The sequence below is a fragment of the Leifsonia shinshuensis genome, assembly GCF_022606355.1.
Lineage (GTDB): Bacteria > Actinomycetota > Actinomycetes > Actinomycetales > Microbacteriaceae > Leifsonia > Leifsonia shinshuensis_B.
Window position 1 is genome coordinate 182,495 of the sequence record NZ_JAHHZQ010000002.1, and the last position, 16,378, is coordinate 198,872.

General features: G+C 64.4%; 20 protein-coding genes, 1 tRNA gene and 1 pseudogene. 5 read left to right on the forward strand and 17 right to left on the reverse strand.

The genetic code is table 11. The features are described from left to right. Positions 1-36: 36 nt before the first annotated feature. A complete protein-coding gene (locus KNO15_RS07655; protein ID WP_241702877.1) occupies positions 37-609 on the reverse strand; it encodes an ImmA/IrrE family metallo-endopeptidase in 573 nt (190 codons plus the stop codon). 11 nt (positions 610-620) lie between these two features. Beyond that, a complete protein-coding gene (locus KNO15_RS07660) occupies positions 621-977 on the reverse strand; it encodes a helix-turn-helix domain-containing protein (RefSeq protein WP_241702878.1) in 357 nt (118 codons plus the stop codon). A gap of 163 nt (positions 978-1,140) precedes the next feature. On the opposite strand from KNO15_RS07660, the gene KNO15_RS23475 reads away from it, so the two are divergent. Genes KNO15_RS23475 through KNO15_RS23480 form a run of 3 tightly spaced genes read left to right on the forward strand, consistent with a single transcriptional unit; the run spans position 1,141 to position 2,939 of the window. Further along, positions 1,141-1,347: a multiubiquitin domain-containing protein gene (locus KNO15_RS23475; RefSeq protein ID WP_374113164.1), complete on the forward strand. Its 207-nt coding sequence runs from the start codon at positions 1,141-1,143 to the stop codon at positions 1,345-1,347. Continuing rightward, positions 1,322-2,539: a ThiF family adenylyltransferase gene (locus KNO15_RS07665; RefSeq protein WP_241702879.1), complete on the forward strand. Its 1,218-nt coding sequence runs from the start codon at positions 1,322-1,324 to the stop codon at positions 2,537-2,539. Before KNO15_RS23475 ends, KNO15_RS07665 begins: the two co-directional genes overlap by 26 nt. Next, entirely contained in the window at positions 2,523-2,939 is a 417-nt protein-coding gene (locus KNO15_RS23480; RefSeq protein WP_374113157.1) for a DUF6527 family protein, read from the forward strand. The genes KNO15_RS07665 and KNO15_RS23480 overlap by 17 nt, the downstream gene beginning before the upstream one ends. A 108-nt stretch (positions 2,940-3,047) precedes the next feature. Here KNO15_RS23480 and KNO15_RS07670 read toward each other — a convergent pair whose 3' ends face one another. From KNO15_RS07670 to KNO15_RS23485, 13 genes and pseudogenes are all read right to left on the reverse strand, one after another. Continuing rightward, positions 3,048-3,491, reverse strand: coding sequence for a single-stranded DNA-binding protein (locus tag KNO15_RS07670; protein ID WP_241702880.1), 444 nt, complete (start codon positions 3,489-3,491; stop codon positions 3,048-3,050). Positions 3,492-3,600: 109 nt separating this feature from the next. After that, a complete protein-coding gene (locus KNO15_RS07675) occupies positions 3,601-4,071 on the reverse strand; it encodes a hypothetical protein (RefSeq protein ID WP_241702881.1) in 471 nt (156 codons plus the stop codon). Further along, positions 4,068-4,472, reverse strand: coding sequence for a hypothetical protein (locus KNO15_RS07680; RefSeq protein WP_241702882.1), 405 nt, complete (start codon positions 4,470-4,472; stop codon positions 4,068-4,070). The genes KNO15_RS07675 and KNO15_RS07680 overlap by 4 nt, the downstream gene beginning before the upstream one ends. Continuing rightward, positions 4,472-6,277 carry a type IV secretory system conjugative DNA transfer family protein gene (locus KNO15_RS07685; protein ID WP_241702883.1) on the reverse strand — a complete coding sequence of 602 codons (1,806 nt, stop codon included), beginning with the start codon at positions 6,275-6,277 and terminating at the stop codon, positions 4,472-4,474. The genes KNO15_RS07680 and KNO15_RS07685 overlap by 1 nt, the downstream gene beginning before the upstream one ends. Further along, a complete protein-coding gene (locus tag KNO15_RS07690) occupies positions 6,274-7,722 on the reverse strand; it encodes an ATP-binding protein (RefSeq protein ID WP_241702884.1) in 1,449 nt (482 codons plus the stop codon). Before KNO15_RS07690 ends, KNO15_RS07685 begins: the two co-directional genes overlap by 4 nt. 1 nt (position 7,723) lies before the next feature. Further along, on the reverse strand, positions 7,724-9,256 hold the full coding sequence (locus tag KNO15_RS07695; protein WP_241702885.1) for an SCO6880 family protein: 1,533 nt from the start codon (positions 9,254-9,256) through the stop codon (positions 7,724-7,726). A 3-nt stretch (positions 9,257-9,259) separates the two neighbouring features. Beyond that, positions 9,260-10,303 carry a hypothetical protein gene (locus KNO15_RS07700; RefSeq protein WP_241702886.1) on the reverse strand — a complete coding sequence of 348 codons (1,044 nt, stop codon included), beginning with the start codon at positions 10,301-10,303 and terminating at the stop codon, positions 9,260-9,262. 5 nt (positions 10,304-10,308) lie between these two features. After that, positions 10,309-10,632 (reverse strand): hypothetical protein, encoded by a 324-nt coding sequence (locus KNO15_RS07705; RefSeq protein ID WP_241702887.1) that lies wholly within the window; start codon positions 10,630-10,632, stop codon positions 10,309-10,311. Then, positions 10,629-10,784, reverse strand: coding sequence for a hypothetical protein (locus KNO15_RS07710; RefSeq protein ID WP_241702888.1), 156 nt, complete (start codon positions 10,782-10,784; stop codon positions 10,629-10,631). The genes KNO15_RS07705 and KNO15_RS07710 overlap by 4 nt, the downstream gene beginning before the upstream one ends. A 5-nt stretch (positions 10,785-10,789) precedes the next feature. Further along, on the reverse strand, positions 10,790-11,449 hold the full coding sequence (locus KNO15_RS07715) for a hypothetical protein (protein ID WP_241702889.1): 660 nt from the start codon (positions 11,447-11,449) through the stop codon (positions 10,790-10,792). An 88-nt stretch (positions 11,450-11,537) separates the two neighbouring features. Continuing rightward, positions 11,538-12,641, reverse strand: a complete 1,104-nt coding sequence (locus tag KNO15_RS07720; RefSeq protein WP_241702890.1) for a hypothetical protein — start codon at positions 12,639-12,641, stop codon at positions 11,538-11,540. After that, entirely contained in the window at positions 12,638-13,126 is a 489-nt protein-coding gene (locus KNO15_RS07725) for a hypothetical protein (protein WP_241702891.1), read from the reverse strand. The genes KNO15_RS07720 and KNO15_RS07725 overlap by 4 nt, the downstream gene beginning before the upstream one ends. A 21-nt stretch (positions 13,127-13,147) precedes the next feature. Further along, a pseudogene (locus KNO15_RS23485) lies at positions 13,148-13,387 on the reverse strand (sigma factor); the annotation flags it as partial. A 777-nt stretch (positions 13,388-14,164) separates the two neighbouring features. On the opposite strand from KNO15_RS23485, the gene KNO15_RS07730 reads away from it, so the two are divergent. Further along, a complete protein-coding gene (locus tag KNO15_RS07730; RefSeq protein ID WP_241702892.1) occupies positions 14,165-14,746 on the forward strand; it encodes a helix-turn-helix domain-containing protein in 582 nt (193 codons plus the stop codon). A 12-nt stretch (positions 14,747-14,758) separates the two neighbouring features. Continuing rightward, the gene (locus tag KNO15_RS07735; RefSeq protein ID WP_241702893.1) at positions 14,759-15,907 is read left to right on the forward strand and encodes a site-specific integrase; all 1,149 of its coding nucleotides are present in this window, start codon (positions 14,759-14,761) and stop codon (positions 15,905-15,907) included. Here KNO15_RS07735 and KNO15_RS07740 read toward each other — a convergent pair. Together KNO15_RS07740 and KNO15_RS07745 are read right to left on the reverse strand one after the other, a co-directional pair. After that, positions 15,863-16,069: a hypothetical protein gene (locus KNO15_RS07740; RefSeq protein ID WP_241702894.1), complete on the reverse strand. Its 207-nt coding sequence runs from the start codon at positions 16,067-16,069 to the stop codon at positions 15,863-15,865. The two genes, KNO15_RS07735 and KNO15_RS07740, sit on opposite strands and share 45 nt — an antisense overlap. 183 nt (positions 16,070-16,252) lie before the next feature. Next, positions 16,253-16,340 (reverse strand) — tRNA-Ser (locus KNO15_RS07745). Positions 16,341-16,378 lie beyond the last annotated feature (38 nt).

The window sequence follows — 16,378 nt, forward strand, 5'->3', positions numbered from 1 at the left end:
AGCGGCATGCACCAGGTTCGATATTGGCAGGAGGGGCTAAGTGCGCGTGGACCCGTAGTTCCTGGCGCGGTGCACCCTTTTGCGAGCACCGCTTGCGTTCACGCGAAACCGGATCATCTTGGGACTCACTCCATACTTGAGGGCAGCTTCTTCCTCGCTCCACCGGTTCCGCACGATTGTCATGCACATTTCGTCTGTTACGAGCAGGCAACCGCCAAGCCAGTTTGCTTCGTCTTCGACGTCCTCATCCCATACGCGGCAGCCATTGGCGTCCAGGGGTGGCGTCGGTGGGTGCCCGAGGAGCCCGTGGCCAAGTTCGTGGCCGATGTTGCTGTTCTGCCGGCCTGGTGAGTGCGCATCGTTGTGAATGATCGCTCGCTTCGTCCCGTCGAAGACTGTGACGGCTGAAAAGGACTCGGGCTCGGTGACAAGAAAATGGACCACCTCGGGCGCGGAGCTCTTCATTGAAGACAGCGCCAGCACAGGAATATCCAGGAACTTAGCGAGTTGGCGAGGGTCGAGTCGGTTCCATCGAGTGAGTCCGAGGTCAGCGCGTGCTTCGTCCGCAACGAGCTTTGCCCAGCTCTTGAATCCTCGGTAGTACCCCACGCCCGCTTCTCCTATTTGTCGCTGCGGAGGTTCTCGTATGCGGCCTTGATCATCCCATCAAGTGCGATGGCCGCCTCGCTCGTAAGGTTTCGATCGGCCCGTAGGTAAGCCGTGATCTTTGTCAAAGCTTCCGGATCGGGCTTCTCGTCGCCGGTTCGAACGAAGTCGTCAACATTGAGGCCGGACCATGTCGAGAGCGCCGCTAGACCGTCGACGTCCGGTCGTTTGCCTTGCGCCATTCGGGTGAGCGTGGACGCGCTGACGCCGGATCCCTGAGCGACCTGTTTCCAATTCAATTTTCTGCTTTGCCGTTCGGAGTCGAGCGCCTCATAGAACGAGGATGCGTCAAACGATCCGACCTTGGACATAGCGAGCCTCCTGATTGCAATTTCGCAATTGAACGTCTAGAGTCGATTTCAGGTTCGCAATCGACAACCTAAAGTCTAATCAAAGGAATCAACATGACACAGCAGGAAACCCTGGAGAAGCAGGGAAAACCAAAAAGAGTACGAGATCGTCGTCGACGGGCAGCTGCACCTCGTCCCGTCCGAAACGGTCACATTCCGCCAGGTCGTCGCCCTCGCCTACCCGGACACGGCTGACGCAGTTGACCTCACCTTTGTCGTCACCTTCCGGAAAGCTCACCAGCCGAAGGATGGGAGCCTCGCGGACGGCGGATCGGTGATCGTGAAGAACAAGGGGACGATCTTCAATGTCACCTACACCCGTCGCTCATAACCAGGACCTTCGTCGCCTACGCGATGAGGGATACGAGGTTCAGGTCAGCGAGAACCACCTCCTCCTTCACCACGTGCCATACGTCACTCCCACCGGGGCGGTGGCGTACGGCACCCTGATGTCGACTCTCAATCTGAACGACGACATCGTAGGCGTACCGGATACCCATGTTGTCTCCTTCGCCGGAGAGCGGCCGTCACGTCCGGACGGATCCGAGGTGCCGAATCTCATCCACACGGTAGGGCGCGCGGAACTTGCCCCTGGGCTTACCATCGACTTTCAGTTTTCCAACAAGCCTGACGCGGGCTTTGGCGACTATTACGCGAAGATGACCTCCTACGTCAACATCCTGTGGGGTTACGCCGCCCAGCTCGACCCGAACGCAACGCCGAGGACGTACGTAGTCCATGAGGACGAAGATCCGGACAGTGTCTTTGTGTATGCAGACTCGGCATCAACACGTGCGGGTATCTCGGCGATCTCCGCGAAACTGAGGCTCTCGAAGGTTGCGATCGTTGGCCTCGGCGGCACCGGTTCTTACATCTTCGACCTTGTGGCAAAGACCCCTGTGAAGGAGATCCATCTCTTCGATGGCGACCGATTCCTTCAGCACAACGCGTTCCGCGCGCCCGGCGCGGCTAGGCTGGAGGACTTCGCCGCCATGCCATTCAAGGTCGAATACTTCCGCGATAGCTACTCTGCGATGCGCAACGGGATCACCGCGCACCCGTACGACGTTGACGAAACGACCCGGAGTGAACTGGCCGACATGGACTTTGTTTTCCTGGCAGCTGAGGGAGGAACGACCAAGCGACTGATCGTGGAGGCGCTCGAAGCCGCCGGTGTTCCGTTCATCGATGTCGGTATCGGGGTGAAACCAACCGGCGGAGCGCTCGGCGGCATCCTCGCGGTCACCACCAGCACTGCAGAAGACCGCGCACTCGTTCACGATCGGCGACGCATCGACTTCTCAGACACGGATGAAGGGGATGAGTACGACCTCAACATCCAGATCGCCGACCTAAATGCTCTCAATGCTTCCTTGGCTGTGATCCGCTGGAAAAAGCTTTTCGGCTTCTACTCCGATCTCGAACACGAGCACTATTCGGCATACACGATCGACGGCAACCACCTACTTAATGAGGACCAGCCGGTCGAAAGCGAGAGCGACACCGATGCCGAAGCGGCGTGAATCAGTCCGATGGGCGTTTGTCGACTACATCCCCACCGACCTCGAAGAGGGGACGAACTACGTTGCCGCGGAGTTCGGCGCCGTTGTTCACCGCTGTCTTGAGGGCTGCGGGGAGAAGGTCTCCACCCCGCTGAGTCCCGCGCAATGGCAGTTGTACTTCGACGGGGAAACCATCTCGCTAACACCGTCAGTCGGCAATTGGGGACTACCTTGCAAATCCCATTACGTCATCCATAGGAACACGGTGATCTGGGCGGGACCGTGGTCCGATCGGGCGGTTGCTGCGGCGGCGCACTCCGATCGAGCCTCAGTCGAGCGGCACTTTGCACCCGAACCGCTCCACGCATCCCGACGCAGTTACATACGGCAGGTCCTGCAATCTTGCTTCCACCGACGCTGAGACTCAGCCGATCGTGGCGGCAACGCCCCGAACCCTTGACCAGGTTCGATCGTCACTGAAGGCCGAGAAGAGGGGCTGCCCAAGGGCAGCCCCTCTTCTCGGCCAGGGTTACGAGAACGCCGGTTCCGTGGAGGGAGCGCCAGCGCTTGTAATCGGCCCGGTCGCGGATGCGTCCGGGCCGTCAGCTTTTGGGGCGCGACGGGTGACCTCCGCCGTGGTGTAGCGGAGGGAGGGGCCGACGCTGTCGGCGACCACTTCGGTGGCGGCGCGGGGTTCGCCGGTAGCCTGGTCGGTCCAGTGGCGGAACTCAAGGTTGCCGTTGACGATGACAGTGTCGCCTTTGGCGAGGCTGGCGCGGACGTTCTCGGCGGTGCGGCCGAAGACGGTGGTGCGGTGGTACTGGGTGTCGCCGTCGACCCATTTGCCGTCTTCGAGCTTGCGGTCGGTGACGGCGACGGTGAACTTGGCGAACTTGGTGCCGTTCTGTGATTCGCCGTAGTCGGGGTCGGCGACGAGGTTGCCTTCGATGCTGATCGGGACTCGTGTGCTCATTGTCCTGTTCCTTCCATCTGCGCCCGTTGGTCGGGTCGCTCTCACTTAGAACTTCCGGTTCGAGGCGGGGAAATGCGCGCAGAAGGCGCGCAGATCGCCCCGCCGACGCTCAGGCATGGGCATGGCTTTGGCGGATCCAGTCAGCCCACTCCTCGGGGACGGCATTGTCGCCGGCTTGTGGGAGTTCAGTGTGGCCGTTGTGGCATTCGCCGTTGTACCAAGTCGCCAGTCGTGGGATGGCGACGGCGAGGCGTTCGTGCCAGCCGATCGGTCCGTAGCCGGCGTCGAGGCTGTCGTATGAGACCAGCCATGCAGTGTGCAGGGCGGAGAGTTCTTCGACAAGCGCGCCGTGCATGAACCAGCAGGGCGGGATCTTCCTCGAAGCGATGTTGTAGCGGTGGGTGAACCAGACCACCCAGCTTCTAAGGTCGGCCCAGACCTGCGGAGCCTCTTCATCTTCAAGGGTGCGCCAATTGATGACACGGATGCCAAGCATCCCCGGACTCTGCCGCGGCGCCTGGTCTTCCCAGCCCTCGGCTAGGGAGACGACGAGGTCATCGAGTGGGATGTCGTCGGTCACTGCTGCTCCAGGGACGCTTCGATGTAGTGGGCGATCTTGGCCTGTAGCCGGGCGATCGCTTGAATGGAGGCAGTGCGCCGGGACACGAACCCGGAGAGGGCACGGTCGCGTTCGATCAGCTGGTGCACGTATTCGTGGCAGCGCGGATGCAGCGGTGTCAGGTCTTCGTGCTGCTCGTGAGCGGTCCAGCCATGCGGGGTTTGGGTGACGCCGCGGTAGTCGAGGTGGTGCAGCTCGAGGGAGTGGGGGCCACCTGCGCCGAGGCAGAGGGCGCAGCGGATAGTGCCGTCTCGGGTCTGCTCGTCTCGGAACCAGCGGTCGCGGCGGGCGAACCATGCTCCGGAGCGTAGGTAGTTGGTGCGGTAGGTGTTATCCCGGGCGGGACGGCGACGGTTGGACATCAGTTTCCCTCTCCCGCTGATCCTCGGCGATCGAGCGCGGCTTGGTACTGTTCGGCGAACACGACCTGTTGGTCGAGCTCGGTGAGCTTCTTGCCCGCGCTGACCTGTCGGGCGTCGTCGCGATCTGTCCACCCCCGCAGATCGAGCAGGATCCCGCGCCGGTTGCGATAGGCGAGGAGTCCGACGGTTTCGGGCATCCGGCGGATCTCGTCGATCGTCATGACCGGGACCTTCTCGTTCTGCACGTTCGTGGACGACCCGCTGTCGTTGTAGGAGTGCCCGGTGTTTCGGATCCGGCGGGTCCCGAGAAGCGATTCGATGTCGCGGAGGTGGCCGACGTCGGACGCACCACCGAGCAGCAGCTTGGCGGTGGCGGCGGACCATATCGTGTCGGCCTCGGACCTTGACCAGGCGGTCTCGGCCTGCGAGAGGGCCTGGAGGACGACGATGGTCGAGATGCCGATGCCACCACCGTCTGCCATGATCCGCGGCAGCGCGGGCCAGGAGAACATATTCGCGATCTCATCCAGAATCAACGCGAGCGGCAGATCCAGGCGCGACCCGGGCGAGGCGAGAGCTTTCCGTCGTGCTGTTTCGACGACGTCATCGAGGACCGCGCCGAGGAATCCGCCGACAGAGCCGGCCCCGGCGCCGGTGCCGACCAGGTAGAGGCTGTTGGATCCGGCAAGGAACGCGTCAAGGTCGAACTGCTCCCCAGGGCCTGGCGTCATCGCCTTCCTGATTGACGGGATTGAGAGGGGGCGGAGAGCGCCGAAGACTCCGAACCAGGAATTGGCGAGGAGCTTCTCGTCGCCGTTGATGATCGCGTCCAAGTCCTCTGACCAACCCGGGCTGCCTTGGTTGGCGAGGACGCTGACGGCTTCGCGCGCGAGGCGCGGGTTGGAGCCCCACCGCGCCAACGCATCGGTGCCACGTTCCGATACTGCTGCAGCGTGGAGCAGTCGGGAGAGCACGGAGGAGGACACTTGTGCCCATTCCTGGTTGGTCTTCGAAGCGCCGAGCGCGGTGCCGGCGATGATCGCCTGACCGCGCTGGTCGGCCACGAGGGGGTCCTCGCAGCCGGCGACTGGGGAGATCCGCAGCCCGGAGCGAATACCGGTGAGCTCTTGGGGGTCGAACACGGTGACCTCGCCTGCGCGGGCGCGCTCGCGCATCGTCGCGGAGAGGTTGTCGTTGCGGGTGGACGTGGTGATGAGCGGTCCGTCCCAGTCGAGGATGGCGTTGATGATGAACCGGTAGCCCTTGCCCGACCGGGGCGCGCCCTCAACCACGATCGAGTCCTCGATCGACACGTAGACGTCCTGCCCATGCGCGCTGCCAACTTTCCAGCCAGCGGCAGACGGCGCGGGGTTGACCGCCGACGGCCGAAGGGTCTTGGCGCGGTGAAGAGCGGTGCGTGCGGAGGTGTGCTTGCGGACTTCACTGGGCTTGGCGAGCCCGTCGCGGCCGCGGAGGTCGTTGATGAAGTGCCGGTCCGACTGTCGGTAGCGAAGCCACCAGACCACCCCAACGGCGATCGCGCCGAGAAGCAGGAAGACGGCGAACAGATCGAGGACCTGGATGAGGGTGACCGGCGCCACGCACCCCGGCACCACGCTGAAGCCGGAAGGGTCTCCGCTGATGGACAGTTGCAGACCGGCGAAGACGCTGTCTGGCGGCCCGCCGCCGCCGCAGGTAGCGGTGATGGTCGCGATGGCGATGCCGGTGGTGAGTGCGCCGGCGACGACGATGGCGAAGAGGCTGTAGAGGGCAACGTGCGTCCAAGAGGAACCGTGTGTTCTCACGCTCGCTCACCGCCCATCGCGTCGGTGCGGAAGATGCCGAGTTCGTAGTCGGTGCAGATGTTGCGCACCTTCGCCACCCGGTCCTGGCCGATCTGCCAGAGCCCCTCCCCCTTGTGGAGCTTGCGGACCAGGTCGGCCTGAGTGTCGTTCCAGCCCAGGATCTCCCGAGACCTCGCGATCTCCCCCGAGTGTTGCGCATACGAGATACGGGTTTCGCAGTCCGCGAGCAGACCGAGCGCCCGTGAGTGCAGGGCGCTGTTGCGGTCGCCCAGCGCGTCCAAGTCCGCTACGCGGTGCAGCAGATACCAGTTGGAGGTGCCGAGGTGACGTGCGACCTTCTCGTCCTCGACTCGGTCCGCGAGGCCGTCACCACCGGAGACATCGTTGAGCAGCTCGACAGCGGCCTCCTCGTGGATGATCACCCGCGCCTGCCGATTCGCGCCGAGAGAAGAACGGCGGATCCAATTCGCGGTCGCCAGCCGTGCCAGCGCTTGCGCCTCCGGCGACGCCCCTTTCAGCGCGGAGGTGTCGACGACCATCATCGGGGCGTCTGCGTCGAAGCGGACGGTGGAGGGTCCGTCGAAGAACCCCGTGAGGTCGCCGGAGACCATGCGGCGGAGCGAGTGCGCGAGTCGGTGGCCGGCCTCGACCACCTCCAGCGGCTGGCTCTGCTCAGGATCGACGAGACGGTCGTACACGTGGGTGATGGTGACCGTGGACTGGCCACGTAGGGCGTCGAGCGCCACGTCGAGTGCGGTGTGCTCGACCGGCTCCAGGTTCCCGCCTTCGCGGAGGCGGCGGATGATCGTCTTCACCGTCGCGCGACGGTACTGCAGAACGTTCTGGTTCCAGTCCTCGTCCGAAAACGACCGATCCCGCGCGCCTTCATCGAGCAGGTTGATGCGGGCGGCCTTGCCGGGGCCGACGCTGATCGACTTACCGCCGACGTAGGCGGCGACGCGCACCCATTCCCCGTTCGGGTCGTGCGGCACGGCGACCTTGCGGCCCAACCTTGCGAGCCGAGAGGACCAGGACTTCGCCAGCATCGACTTACCGGTGCCCTTGACCCCGAGGATGGCGACGGAATGCGAGCGGACGGCTTCCGCCGAGTACGCGTCCCAGGGGTCGAAGCAGAACGGCGCGCGCGAGAGCAAGTTCTCCCCGATGTACGCCCCGGTAAGGATGTCCCCGGTCTCGGCCAGGAACGGGTACGCACCGCCGAGGACCTTTGAGCTGCAGCGGTGTGCGGGTGGGGTGGCGCGCAGTGGGCCACGCAGGTTGTGCGGCTGCTTCCACCCCCACGATGGCATCTTCGACGCCGGCAACTCCGCGGACTGGAGCTTCCAACCCGAGGTCTTGTCCGCCGAACCAGTCTGACGGTGGCGTCCGTTGGCGCCGGGCTTCTCATTCGCCGGGATGCGACCGATGACTGCTGACTGCTTCATGTCATTCCCCTTCCAGCGGCACCGGCAGCGCGGCGGTAACGAACCCAGCGGCCTGCTGCCCTGACATCGACGCCAGCACGAGCCGGGCCGGATGCGACGCTTGCTCGATGTCAGTCCGCGCCTTGGCGAGAGCGTCCTTGGACTCAGCAGAGATCGTCACGAACCCGCGGTACTGGACATCCCCGAACCCGTCGACGAGGTCGTGCTCCCGCACGGCGAGGTCTTCCTCCTCGCGGAGGTGGGTGAGTGGGATCCGGGAGGAGAGCTTCATCCGAATGGTCGCGGCGGTTTCCATGTCCGACTGGGCCCGGTTCAGCTGGGCCAGCGCCGTGTGCGTGGCGACCGGGCGCACCTGCAGCGTGATCACCCGAGTCGCGTCTCCCGCGTAGAGAAGCGGCTCGAGGAATCCGGTGCGGACGTCGGTGCGTGGCCACTCGGCGACCCAGAATGTCTGGTGCCAGGACTCGTCCACGCGGATCGCGTCCCAGCCCTCGTCGATCCCCATCACCGGCGACGGCGCAGATACAGTCCCGGAGTCCTGCTCACGTCGGGTCGCGGCGGCCACGGGGTCGGCCGACAGGGCGTTCAGCTCGTCGAGCTCGTCCGAGGTGAGCCAGCCTGCTGGGGTGAGCCGGGCGTGCTCCATCGATGTCTCGATTCCGGCGACTCGCTCCTTCAGCACAGCGGCAAGGCCGGTGAGTCCTTTGCCCGCGTCCCGGATAGCGCCGTTGAGCGCGGCGGTGTCGAAGGTGAGGGTGATGTAGTTGGTGAACCCCATAGACCGCTTCGAGGCCGCCTGCGTCAGCGCCCAATACTGCTCGCGCAGCTCCGACGTGACCTGCGGGTCGTGCTCGTTCTCCCGAACGACCAAGTAGTCCCGCAACTCATTCGAGGACGCCCGGTCAACGCGGATCCGGATCGTGGTCTCCCGGACACCGGGCAGGTTCTCCAGCGAGCTGAGCCATTCCACGAACCCGTCGTACGCGGCCTCCTGGGTGCCCTTGTCCCGCAGCGCCCACGCCTTCGACCCGACCTTCACGGTGACCGAAGCGAGCCGGCCGCGGGCGTTGTAAATGAAGCCCCCCGCACCGGGGATCTGGACGATCTGCGCGTCCCCGAGCGCGCCGGGGAGCAGGAACTTCGAGGTCACGGCCGGGGTGACCGCGGCGACCTGCGCGTGTCCCACGTCGAGGGAGGCGACGCTCACGCGGAGCCAGACATCTCGGCGGAAGATCGTCTGGCCGGTCAGACTTCGGCGCACATAACGCGCAGCTTGGGCGACGATCACGATGACCGGTTCGCGCCGGTAGGTGGCGAGGGCGAAGAACACCACGACCGCGACGATCGGGATCATCACCCAGATCGCGTTGGTGTCGATGAACAGGGTGGAGAGCAGGACAGCGACGGCGGCCCCGATCACGACCAGCTGCAGGAACGTCAGACCGAGGAAGATCCCTCGACGTTCCCGCGCGGCGAAGCGGACCCGGGGTGCGCCTTCCTCGGTGATGATCTGGTCTGCAGTGAGGGTGGTCATGAGTTATCTCCCAACCTTGACGACTCGTGCCGCGGTGCGGACGGGTGCGGCGGCGGTGCTCGCCCGCGAGAACTGGTCGCGCACCGAGAACCGGTGGTGAAGGGCGGTGCCGACTTCAGCACCGGCGAACGAGACGAGCTTGGTCGCCCACAGCGGACTGAACGAGGCGGCGATCACCGCCCCGGCTGCGACGAGGATGACGCCGATACTGAGGCTGGCCTTGGTCAGCTCCACTGCCAGGAGGACGACGCCAGCAGCCAGAGGCTTGGCGATAAGCAACCCGACGGACAGGTTCAGCCAGCGTTGCGCCCAGGCGGTGAGCTTGGGCTGGCCGATCATCATCAGCCCGACCGGGGCCATCGCGGCCAGCGCCAGGAGGCCGAACTCGCGGATCGACATGGCAATGAACAAGAACAGCGATGCGATCATCATCAGGCCGACGATGAGCAACGCCATCACGTATTCGCCGACCGAACCTGGTCCCTGTGCCCCTTGGGTGGCCATGCCCCAGATGACGCCGTCCTGGGAGAACTGCATCGTCTTCATGACAGCGCCGTGGATCTGCTTCGGGGCGTCGAAGAGGCCGACGACGCGCAGCAGGCTTTGGCTCAGGTCGCCACCTTGGACGGCCGTGGTGAGCGCGTGTGTGATGTCGTCGGTGATGCCGGATGCCTTCTGCATCCCCCACACGCAGATCGCGCTGAACGGGATGGCGAGGGCGGCGCCGGCAGCGGTGCGGCCGATGCGTGACCAGTCCTGAAGGATCATCGCGATACCGATCTGGACCAGCGCGACGATCAGAATGACCGGGGCGGTGACGGCGATCCAGAACAGGAACTGTGAGTGGGCGATGTTCCAGCTGCCCTGATCGATGTTCGTGTTGAAGGAGCCGGCGATCATCGTGGCGATGAAGTCGCCGAGGTTCTTGATCGTGGAGCCCATGAACTGGGCGACGGTTTGGGAGGCTTGGCAGCCGAAGTCGGCGACGAAGCAGCCGTAGTTTGGGGTGAACGGATCCGGCGGTGCGGATGCGACAGTGGCGATCATGATGGTCACGCCACGTGGAGCGACTGGCCCCAGTTGATCAGCCCGGCGATGCTGCCGGCGACAGCGACCCCGGCGAGGCAGCTGAGCACGCCGATGATGCCCGCCTTCTGAACTCGTCCGTTGCTGGAGATGTGGCCGACGACGATGAATCCGGCGGCGATGAGGCCGCCGATCACGCCGAGGATGAGCACGATGGCGAACACGACGTTCGCGATCGTCTGCAAGGCTCCGACGCCGGGCCCGGAGAAGTCCGGGCTGGGGTTTGGGACGGCCGCCACGGTGATGATGCGTGCGTGGACGGTGACGAGGGCTTCGTTGAGTGCGTTCATGATTCTTGGTTCCTTTCCGTGGGGTCGGTCGACGGTTCGGGTTCTTTTGCTTCGCGCATGCGCCGGGCGGCGAGGTAGCCGGAGGCGGCGATGCCGAGCAGAGCGATGCAGATCAGGCCCAGCAGGCCGAGCAGGTTGAGGATCAGGTTCATGTCGGTCACTCCCCGCTGGCGTTGGCCGCGGCGGTCGCGGAGGCCGGAAGGGGGACGGTTAGGATGTTGGCCTTGCCTTCCGACGGGATGTTCACGGTGAGTTCGAGTTGGTCGACTCCGGCGGGGACGTAGTAGGCGGCGGCGAAGGATCGGCTCTTCTCGTTCGGGATCGTCCAGGTCGACTGGCCGTGGAAGAGCCCGGTGGGCAGCCAGGGCAGGCCAGCGGCTTTGGCGGCGGCGGGACCGTCGGCGGTGTCGAGGACGGCTGGTTCAGGGCGGCCGTCGAACTGGGTGCCCTTGAGGGTGGTGCCGGTGACGTCCTGGAAGTCTTGGTTGCCCTGGGAGGGGATCCATTTGCCGGTCATGGTGACCTTCAGCAATAGGACCGGGGTTCCGACTGGGAAGAGCTCCGAAGGCGATTTCGGGAGAGTACACCGGCAGCCGTGCTTGGCCTTGACGGTGGTGCCCGGGTAGACGTCCACCCAGACGCTGCTGACGATGCCCGATGCCGCCGGCATGGCGTCCTGTGCGGACGTCGCGGTCGGCGGCGGCTTGGCCGGCGAGACCGTCGTGAACGACGGGTTCGGTGCGGGCGTCGTGCCGACGCAGCCGACAAGTGCCAGGCATAGGAGGAGGGCCGGGAGTACGATCAGCTTCTTGTTCATCTCAGTTCACCTCGGATTCGTATGCGCCCTTCACTTAGAACTTCCGGTTCGGAGCGATTTGTGGCGCGCATTTTGCAGAGTCGTTTGGTCAGGGCACTTGGATGTGTTGGTGGTTGCAGGTATCGGGAAAGTCGCTGGTGAAGTTCATGAGCACACCGAGCGTCACGTGGCCGCGGGATCTGCAGTCGCTTTGACCGACCGATGACCCGTGCGGGGCGTATGGGTCCAGGACGTGGATTAGCCGCACCGAGAGAGTGTCGGCGCCGGTGAGGGATTGGCGGTTGATCGCGTAGAAGTCGACGGCCTTGCCTTTCCAGTGCGCGGACGCGGTTCCCGCGCCGGGGGTCATTCCGGTGCAGCGCCGGTTGAGGTCGCTGACTCCGACCTGCTGGAAGACCTGGACGGCGACCACGATCAACTGGAGGACGTGTGCGTCGATCGTGCAGTCCGGCGTCGCGGTACCGTCAGCCATGTTGATCACCTGCTGCTGGTAGCGGGGCTCGAGAAAGTTCAGCTTCTTCGCCTGAATCGCACCGACCAGGACTGCGGCGGCCGCGCGAGCGTCCGCCGGCACCTGACACGCACCGGCGCTCGCTCCCGTCAGGGCGGCGAGCAACTGCTCGGCGGGAGTCCAGAACGGGGCGTAGTGGTTCGGGTCGGCGTTGATCTGGACCGCGTGCGCGACCAGGGTCGGCGCGAGGGTCTGCCAATCCGGCACGTGCAGCATGCGTGTGTAGAACGCGGCGGCCGCGGTCGCCGGGTCCATCCGCTCCGCAGGAGTGCCATAGCCAGCGCCCTGCTGGAAGACACCGATCGTGGTGTTGTCCGCCGCATCGCCGTGATCGAGGTTCCGCAGCCCTGACTCCCCGATCGCGACCATCAACGCGAGCGTCTGTCCGTGTGGGGGCACGCTCATCTGCTGGCCTGCAGTGATGATCGTCGCGGCGATCTTCAACTGATCAGGCCCGTAGCCGTCCACTTTCTGGCCCGCCTCGACTGACGGCACGGATCCGCCGCACACTCCCCCACCGCTACCGAAACCGTTCGCACCCATCGCGAGCACCAGCGACACCGGCACGGCGACGAGCGCCACAGGAACGATCAGCACGATGACGGCCGCGACGATCAGCAGGTTCCGAGTCGTTTTCGGATGCGTCACGGCATGAGCTGCCGCCGCACCCGCACTGATCATGCCGCCACCTCCAACTCGAGGACGTCCCGGGCAATCATCAGCAATCGCTTGGCGGTCGCGATCCGCGCTCGCGCCGAGCCGGGATGGATGTGGAGAGTGGCGGCGATGGTGTCTGCGTCGTCGCCGATCATCTCGGCGACCTCCCGGAAACCGCCGATCTCAGGCACACACGACACGACCACCGAACCGGTCATCGGCAGTCCCGCGTCCGCGGCCGCGAGAGCAGCGAGCACGGTTCGGGCGGTCTGGCACACCCGCTCGCGGATCGTGCGGACACTGCGCTTGGACAGGTGATGGGCTTCTGCCACGCGCTCAGCGTCACCGTTTGCCAGGCTCAGGTCGCTCATCACATGCCAGTCGGATGCGCCGACGTAGTCGGCGACCAGCACCATCCACCGGTGCGCGTCGAACCGGCGGATCATCGTCTCGAGCGGGTCGATGTCCGAGTCGGACTCGACGTCGACATCGACGGTGATGTCGTCCATCGGGCGATACTTCCGCTCGATCTCCCGCAGCACGACGTGACGGGTGATGCCGAACGCGAAAGCATGCGGAGTCCCCCGCTCCGGGTCGAAGGTGGAGCATCGGTGCCAAACCGTCTCCCGGGCGATCTGGAGAACGGCGTCGACCTCATTCGGCCAGCCGCGCAATTGGAAGCGGACGTACGGTCGCAACGTGTCGACTTCACGGAGCAACTCCGTGAGAAGAGCATCCGTCCGCGAGCGGACTTGGGTTCCTCCAGCCACGAGATCACAACCTTCCTTGCATGGAAGTGGCTACTGCGAAGGACCGGGTTCGAACCGTATCGGCTCGTTAGAACAGGGCTATGTCAGCGCGAATGGGCGCGCAGGAGCCCTCCTTGGTTTCGGAAGGTTGGATGTTCCGAGCTGCGCCGGGGATATGGGCTTCGGGGCGGCGCGCCCGGATTCGATGGTGGAGTGGCGACTTCGACTCTGAAGTTGGGGAGTCTCAGCCACGATGCGTCACCGCCGCCCTGGCTCGCTTAGCGAGGTCAGCGTTACGGTGAAGAGGGTAAGAATCGGCCGCTCCATTTGGTGCCGCACGCTACCCCTGAACAGGGGTGGCGCTTGGGCGGCACGCCGGGGTGCACCAGCTGTTCTACTGACAGCTTTCGCACTGCAGATCATCCATCGGATCCGCCGGGACGAGGTATCCGTCCACAAAGTCCTGAATGACGCCGGGAGGCTCTGTAGGCGGCTCGGCTACGCGTACGCTCCGGTCCTCGTCTGCGCGCTCGCTTCCAGCCATGCCAACACCTCCGTCCGCTTGTAGAGCACAGTGCGTGGGGTCGGCTTATAGAAGCGAGGGCCCTTACCGTGATACCGGAGTTGGGCGAGCGCTGCGATCGACAGCCCGGTGAGTTCAACCACCTCAGCGGGCTGAATGAATTCTCCTGTCATCTCATCTCCTCCGTTTCGACAACTCAGGAGTGTTGCAATTGTTGAAACGACGATAGCAAGAATTCCGTGACTTGACAACAGAAGTGGCGATAGGCTGTCGAAATGGCAGACTTTCGATCGGAGATCGGCATAGGCGCGCGCATCAGACTGGCGCGACGTGAACGTGGATATCGCACGACGAGCGACCTAGCAGAGGCGATTCCCGGCGGGAACATCACCCCCGCGATCCTGGAGAACATCGAATCCGGCCGGAAGGCCGACATTAGCGTCAGCCAGCTCTTGAATATCGCCCGGGGCCTCGGCGTGCCGATCAGTATGCTGCTCGCGCCCATCGGGCGCCCCGACGCCAAACTCGACCTGCAAAATCTCGGCGAGGACTTCGACGGAATGACCGTGGCCGAATTCGATTGCTGGCTTTCAGCGACCCCATCGAGTTCGTATCGGCCTCGATTGGCCGCCGAGCGCGTGGACATCTCCGTCCTGAACTCGCTTCGCGAGCTCGGGACCCTTCGACGTGAGCTCGACCGCCTTCGGATCGTTCGCGACGTCGGAGCGGCGTCCGGGGACTCTGATCTCACATTCGACTCAAGCGTCGAGGCACGCCTGGAACTGGTCGAGCGCGAGCTGGAGCGCGTCGCAGCGCTTCTCACCTCTGCGGGCGTCGAAGAGGTGGCAGCACCCTAAGAGGAGGGCGAGATGGGCAGCGTTCTGTCATACGAGTCTGCCGGTGGCCGACGCTATCGCGTCATGTACCGAACCCCCGACCACCGCCAGACCACGAAACGAGGATTCAAGACCAAGCGCGAAGCCGAGCTCTACCTCGCCACCGTCGAGACGAACAAGGCCCGTGGCGAGTACATAGATGCAAGCGCGGCGAGGGTGACTATCGCATCCCTCGGAGTGGAGTGGCTGGCGAACCAGACGCACCTCAAGCCTTCCTCACTCCGCCCGCTCGAGATTGCATGGCGGCTCCAGGTCGAGCCACGCTGGGGAAGAGTTCCCGTCGGCGATGTTCGGCACTCGGATGTCCAGGCATGGGTAACCTCCCTAAGCGCCGGCAGGTCGGCTACGACTGTCTTGCGGGCGTTCGGTGTCCTCGCCGGAATCCTCGACATCGCCGTGAAGGACCGGCGCGTGCCTGTCAACGTAGCCCGTGGATCGCGATTGCCGCGCAAGGTCCCCCGAGCTCACCGGTACCTCACCCACCAACAGGTTCACGACCTCGCCTACGCGAGCGGCAAACACGAAGCCCTCGTTCTCCTCCTGGCTTACACCGGCCTTCGCTGGGGCGAAGTCATCGCCCTCCGCGTGCGCGACGTCGACTTCACTCGTCGCCGACTCGCCATCTCGGAAAACGCGGTAGAAGTCGGTCCTGCCACCATCGTCGGAACTCCGAAGAGCCACAAGCGTAGGTCGGTACCGTTCCCGGCGTTCCTCATCGACGCGCTGGCTGGCGCAGCTGCAGGCAAGGAGCCGAACGACCTACTCTTTTCCGGCCGGTTCGGCGAACACATGAAGCGCGCGACACGCGGTCAACGGACGTGGTTCAAGAGCGCACTCGACAGGGCCGGCCTAGAACCAATGACCGTCCACGACCTGCGGCACACCGCCGCCAGCCTCGCCGTGAGCGCAGGAGCCAACGTGAAGGCGGTGCAGAGGATGCTCGGCCACGCCTCCGCCGCGATGACGCTGGACGTTTACGCGGACCTCTTCGACGACGACCTCGACGCAGTAGCTGAAGCTCTGGACGGCGCAGCCAGACGCTCTGTCGAACGATCGCATCTCGCCGAGCGTCCATCCTCAGTGATGAGCAGACCAGTAAGCGCCGCCAACGTACTTAGCTAGCTTGCCCAGCCCTTTGACGCCGGCCCCTAAAACAAGGATTGCGAGCACGAGAGCGAACCACGGGTAGGCAATGACATCTGCCACGATCGCGTTCCAGATCATGACGATCGCTTCCCACTTCGCAGCGCGCCACGTATCGAGAAGCCAGCCGACATCGATCATGTCCACATTGAAGCGGTAGCCGCCGACAAATCGGGCCTTCCGACGCCCGCGATCACACAAACATGCCCCGGATGACCGACTTCCGCCAGCGTTTGTTGTCAGTTTGTTGTCAAATCGAGTGGAGCCAGTCCGGCGACAATCGCTCGATCCCAGTGATTTACTGGGATCGAGACGCATAATCTGTGGCGGAGGGCGTGGGATTCGAACCCACGAGACATTTCTGCCCACCAGTTTTCAAGACTGGCTCCATCGGCCGCTCGGACAGCCCTCCCGGCGTCGGCGAACCGGCGCCGTTGCAGTCTACAGGGC

Bases quoted from the DNA above. Each gene is read 5' to 3' on its own strand.
- KNO15_RS07700 (WP_241702886.1), bottom strand. From the start codon at position 10,303: ATGATCGCCACTGTCGCATCCGCACCGCCGGATCCGTTCACCCCAAAC.
- KNO15_RS07710 (WP_241702888.1), bottom strand. From the start codon at position 10,784: ATGAACCTGATCCTCAACCTGCTCGGCCTGCTGGGCCTGATCTGCATC.
- KNO15_RS07705 (WP_241702887.1), bottom strand. From the start codon at position 10,632: ATGAACGCACTCAACGAAGCCCTCGTCACCGTCCACGCACGCATCATC.
- KNO15_RS07730 (WP_241702892.1), top strand. From the start codon at position 14,165: ATGGCAGACTTTCGATCGGAGATCGGCATAGGCGCGCGCATCAGACTG.
- KNO15_RS07695 (WP_241702885.1), bottom strand. From the start codon at position 9,256: ATGACCACCCTCACTGCAGACCAGATCATCACCGAGGAAGGCGCACCC.
- KNO15_RS07720 (WP_241702890.1), bottom strand. From the start codon at position 12,641: ATGATCAGTGCGGGTGCGGCGGCAGCTCATGCCGTGACGCATCCGAAA.
- KNO15_RS07665 (WP_241702879.1), top strand. From the start codon at position 1,322: ATGTCACCTACACCCGTCGCTCATAACCAGGACCTTCGTCGCCTACGC.
- KNO15_RS07660 (WP_241702878.1), bottom strand. From the start codon at position 977: ATGTCCAAGGTCGGATCGTTTGACGCATCCTCGTTCTATGAGGCGCTC.
- KNO15_RS07740 (WP_241702894.1), bottom strand. From the start codon at position 16,069: ATGATCGATGTCGGCTGGCTTCTCGATACGTGGCGCGCTGCGAAGTGG.
- KNO15_RS07690 (WP_241702884.1), bottom strand. From the start codon at position 7,722: ATGAAGCAGTCAGCAGTCATCGGTCGCATCCCGGCGAATGAGAAGCCC.
- KNO15_RS07725 (WP_241702891.1), bottom strand. From the start codon at position 13,126: ATGGACGACATCACCGTCGATGTCGACGTCGAGTCCGACTCGGACATC.
- KNO15_RS07735 (WP_241702893.1), top strand. From the start codon at position 14,759: ATGGGCAGCGTTCTGTCATACGAGTCTGCCGGTGGCCGACGCTATCGC.
- KNO15_RS23480 (WP_374113157.1), top strand. From the start codon at position 2,523: ATGCCGAAGCGGCGTGAATCAGTCCGATGGGCGTTTGTCGACTACATC.
- KNO15_RS07715 (WP_241702889.1), bottom strand. From the start codon at position 11,449: ATGAACAAGAAGCTGATCGTACTCCCGGCCCTCCTCCTATGCCTGGCA.
- KNO15_RS07680 (WP_241702882.1), bottom strand. From the start codon at position 4,472: ATGTCCAACCGTCGCCGTCCCGCCCGGGATAACACCTACCGCACCAAC.
- KNO15_RS07670 (WP_241702880.1), bottom strand. From the start codon at position 3,491: ATGAGCACACGAGTCCCGATCAGCATCGAAGGCAACCTCGTCGCCGAC.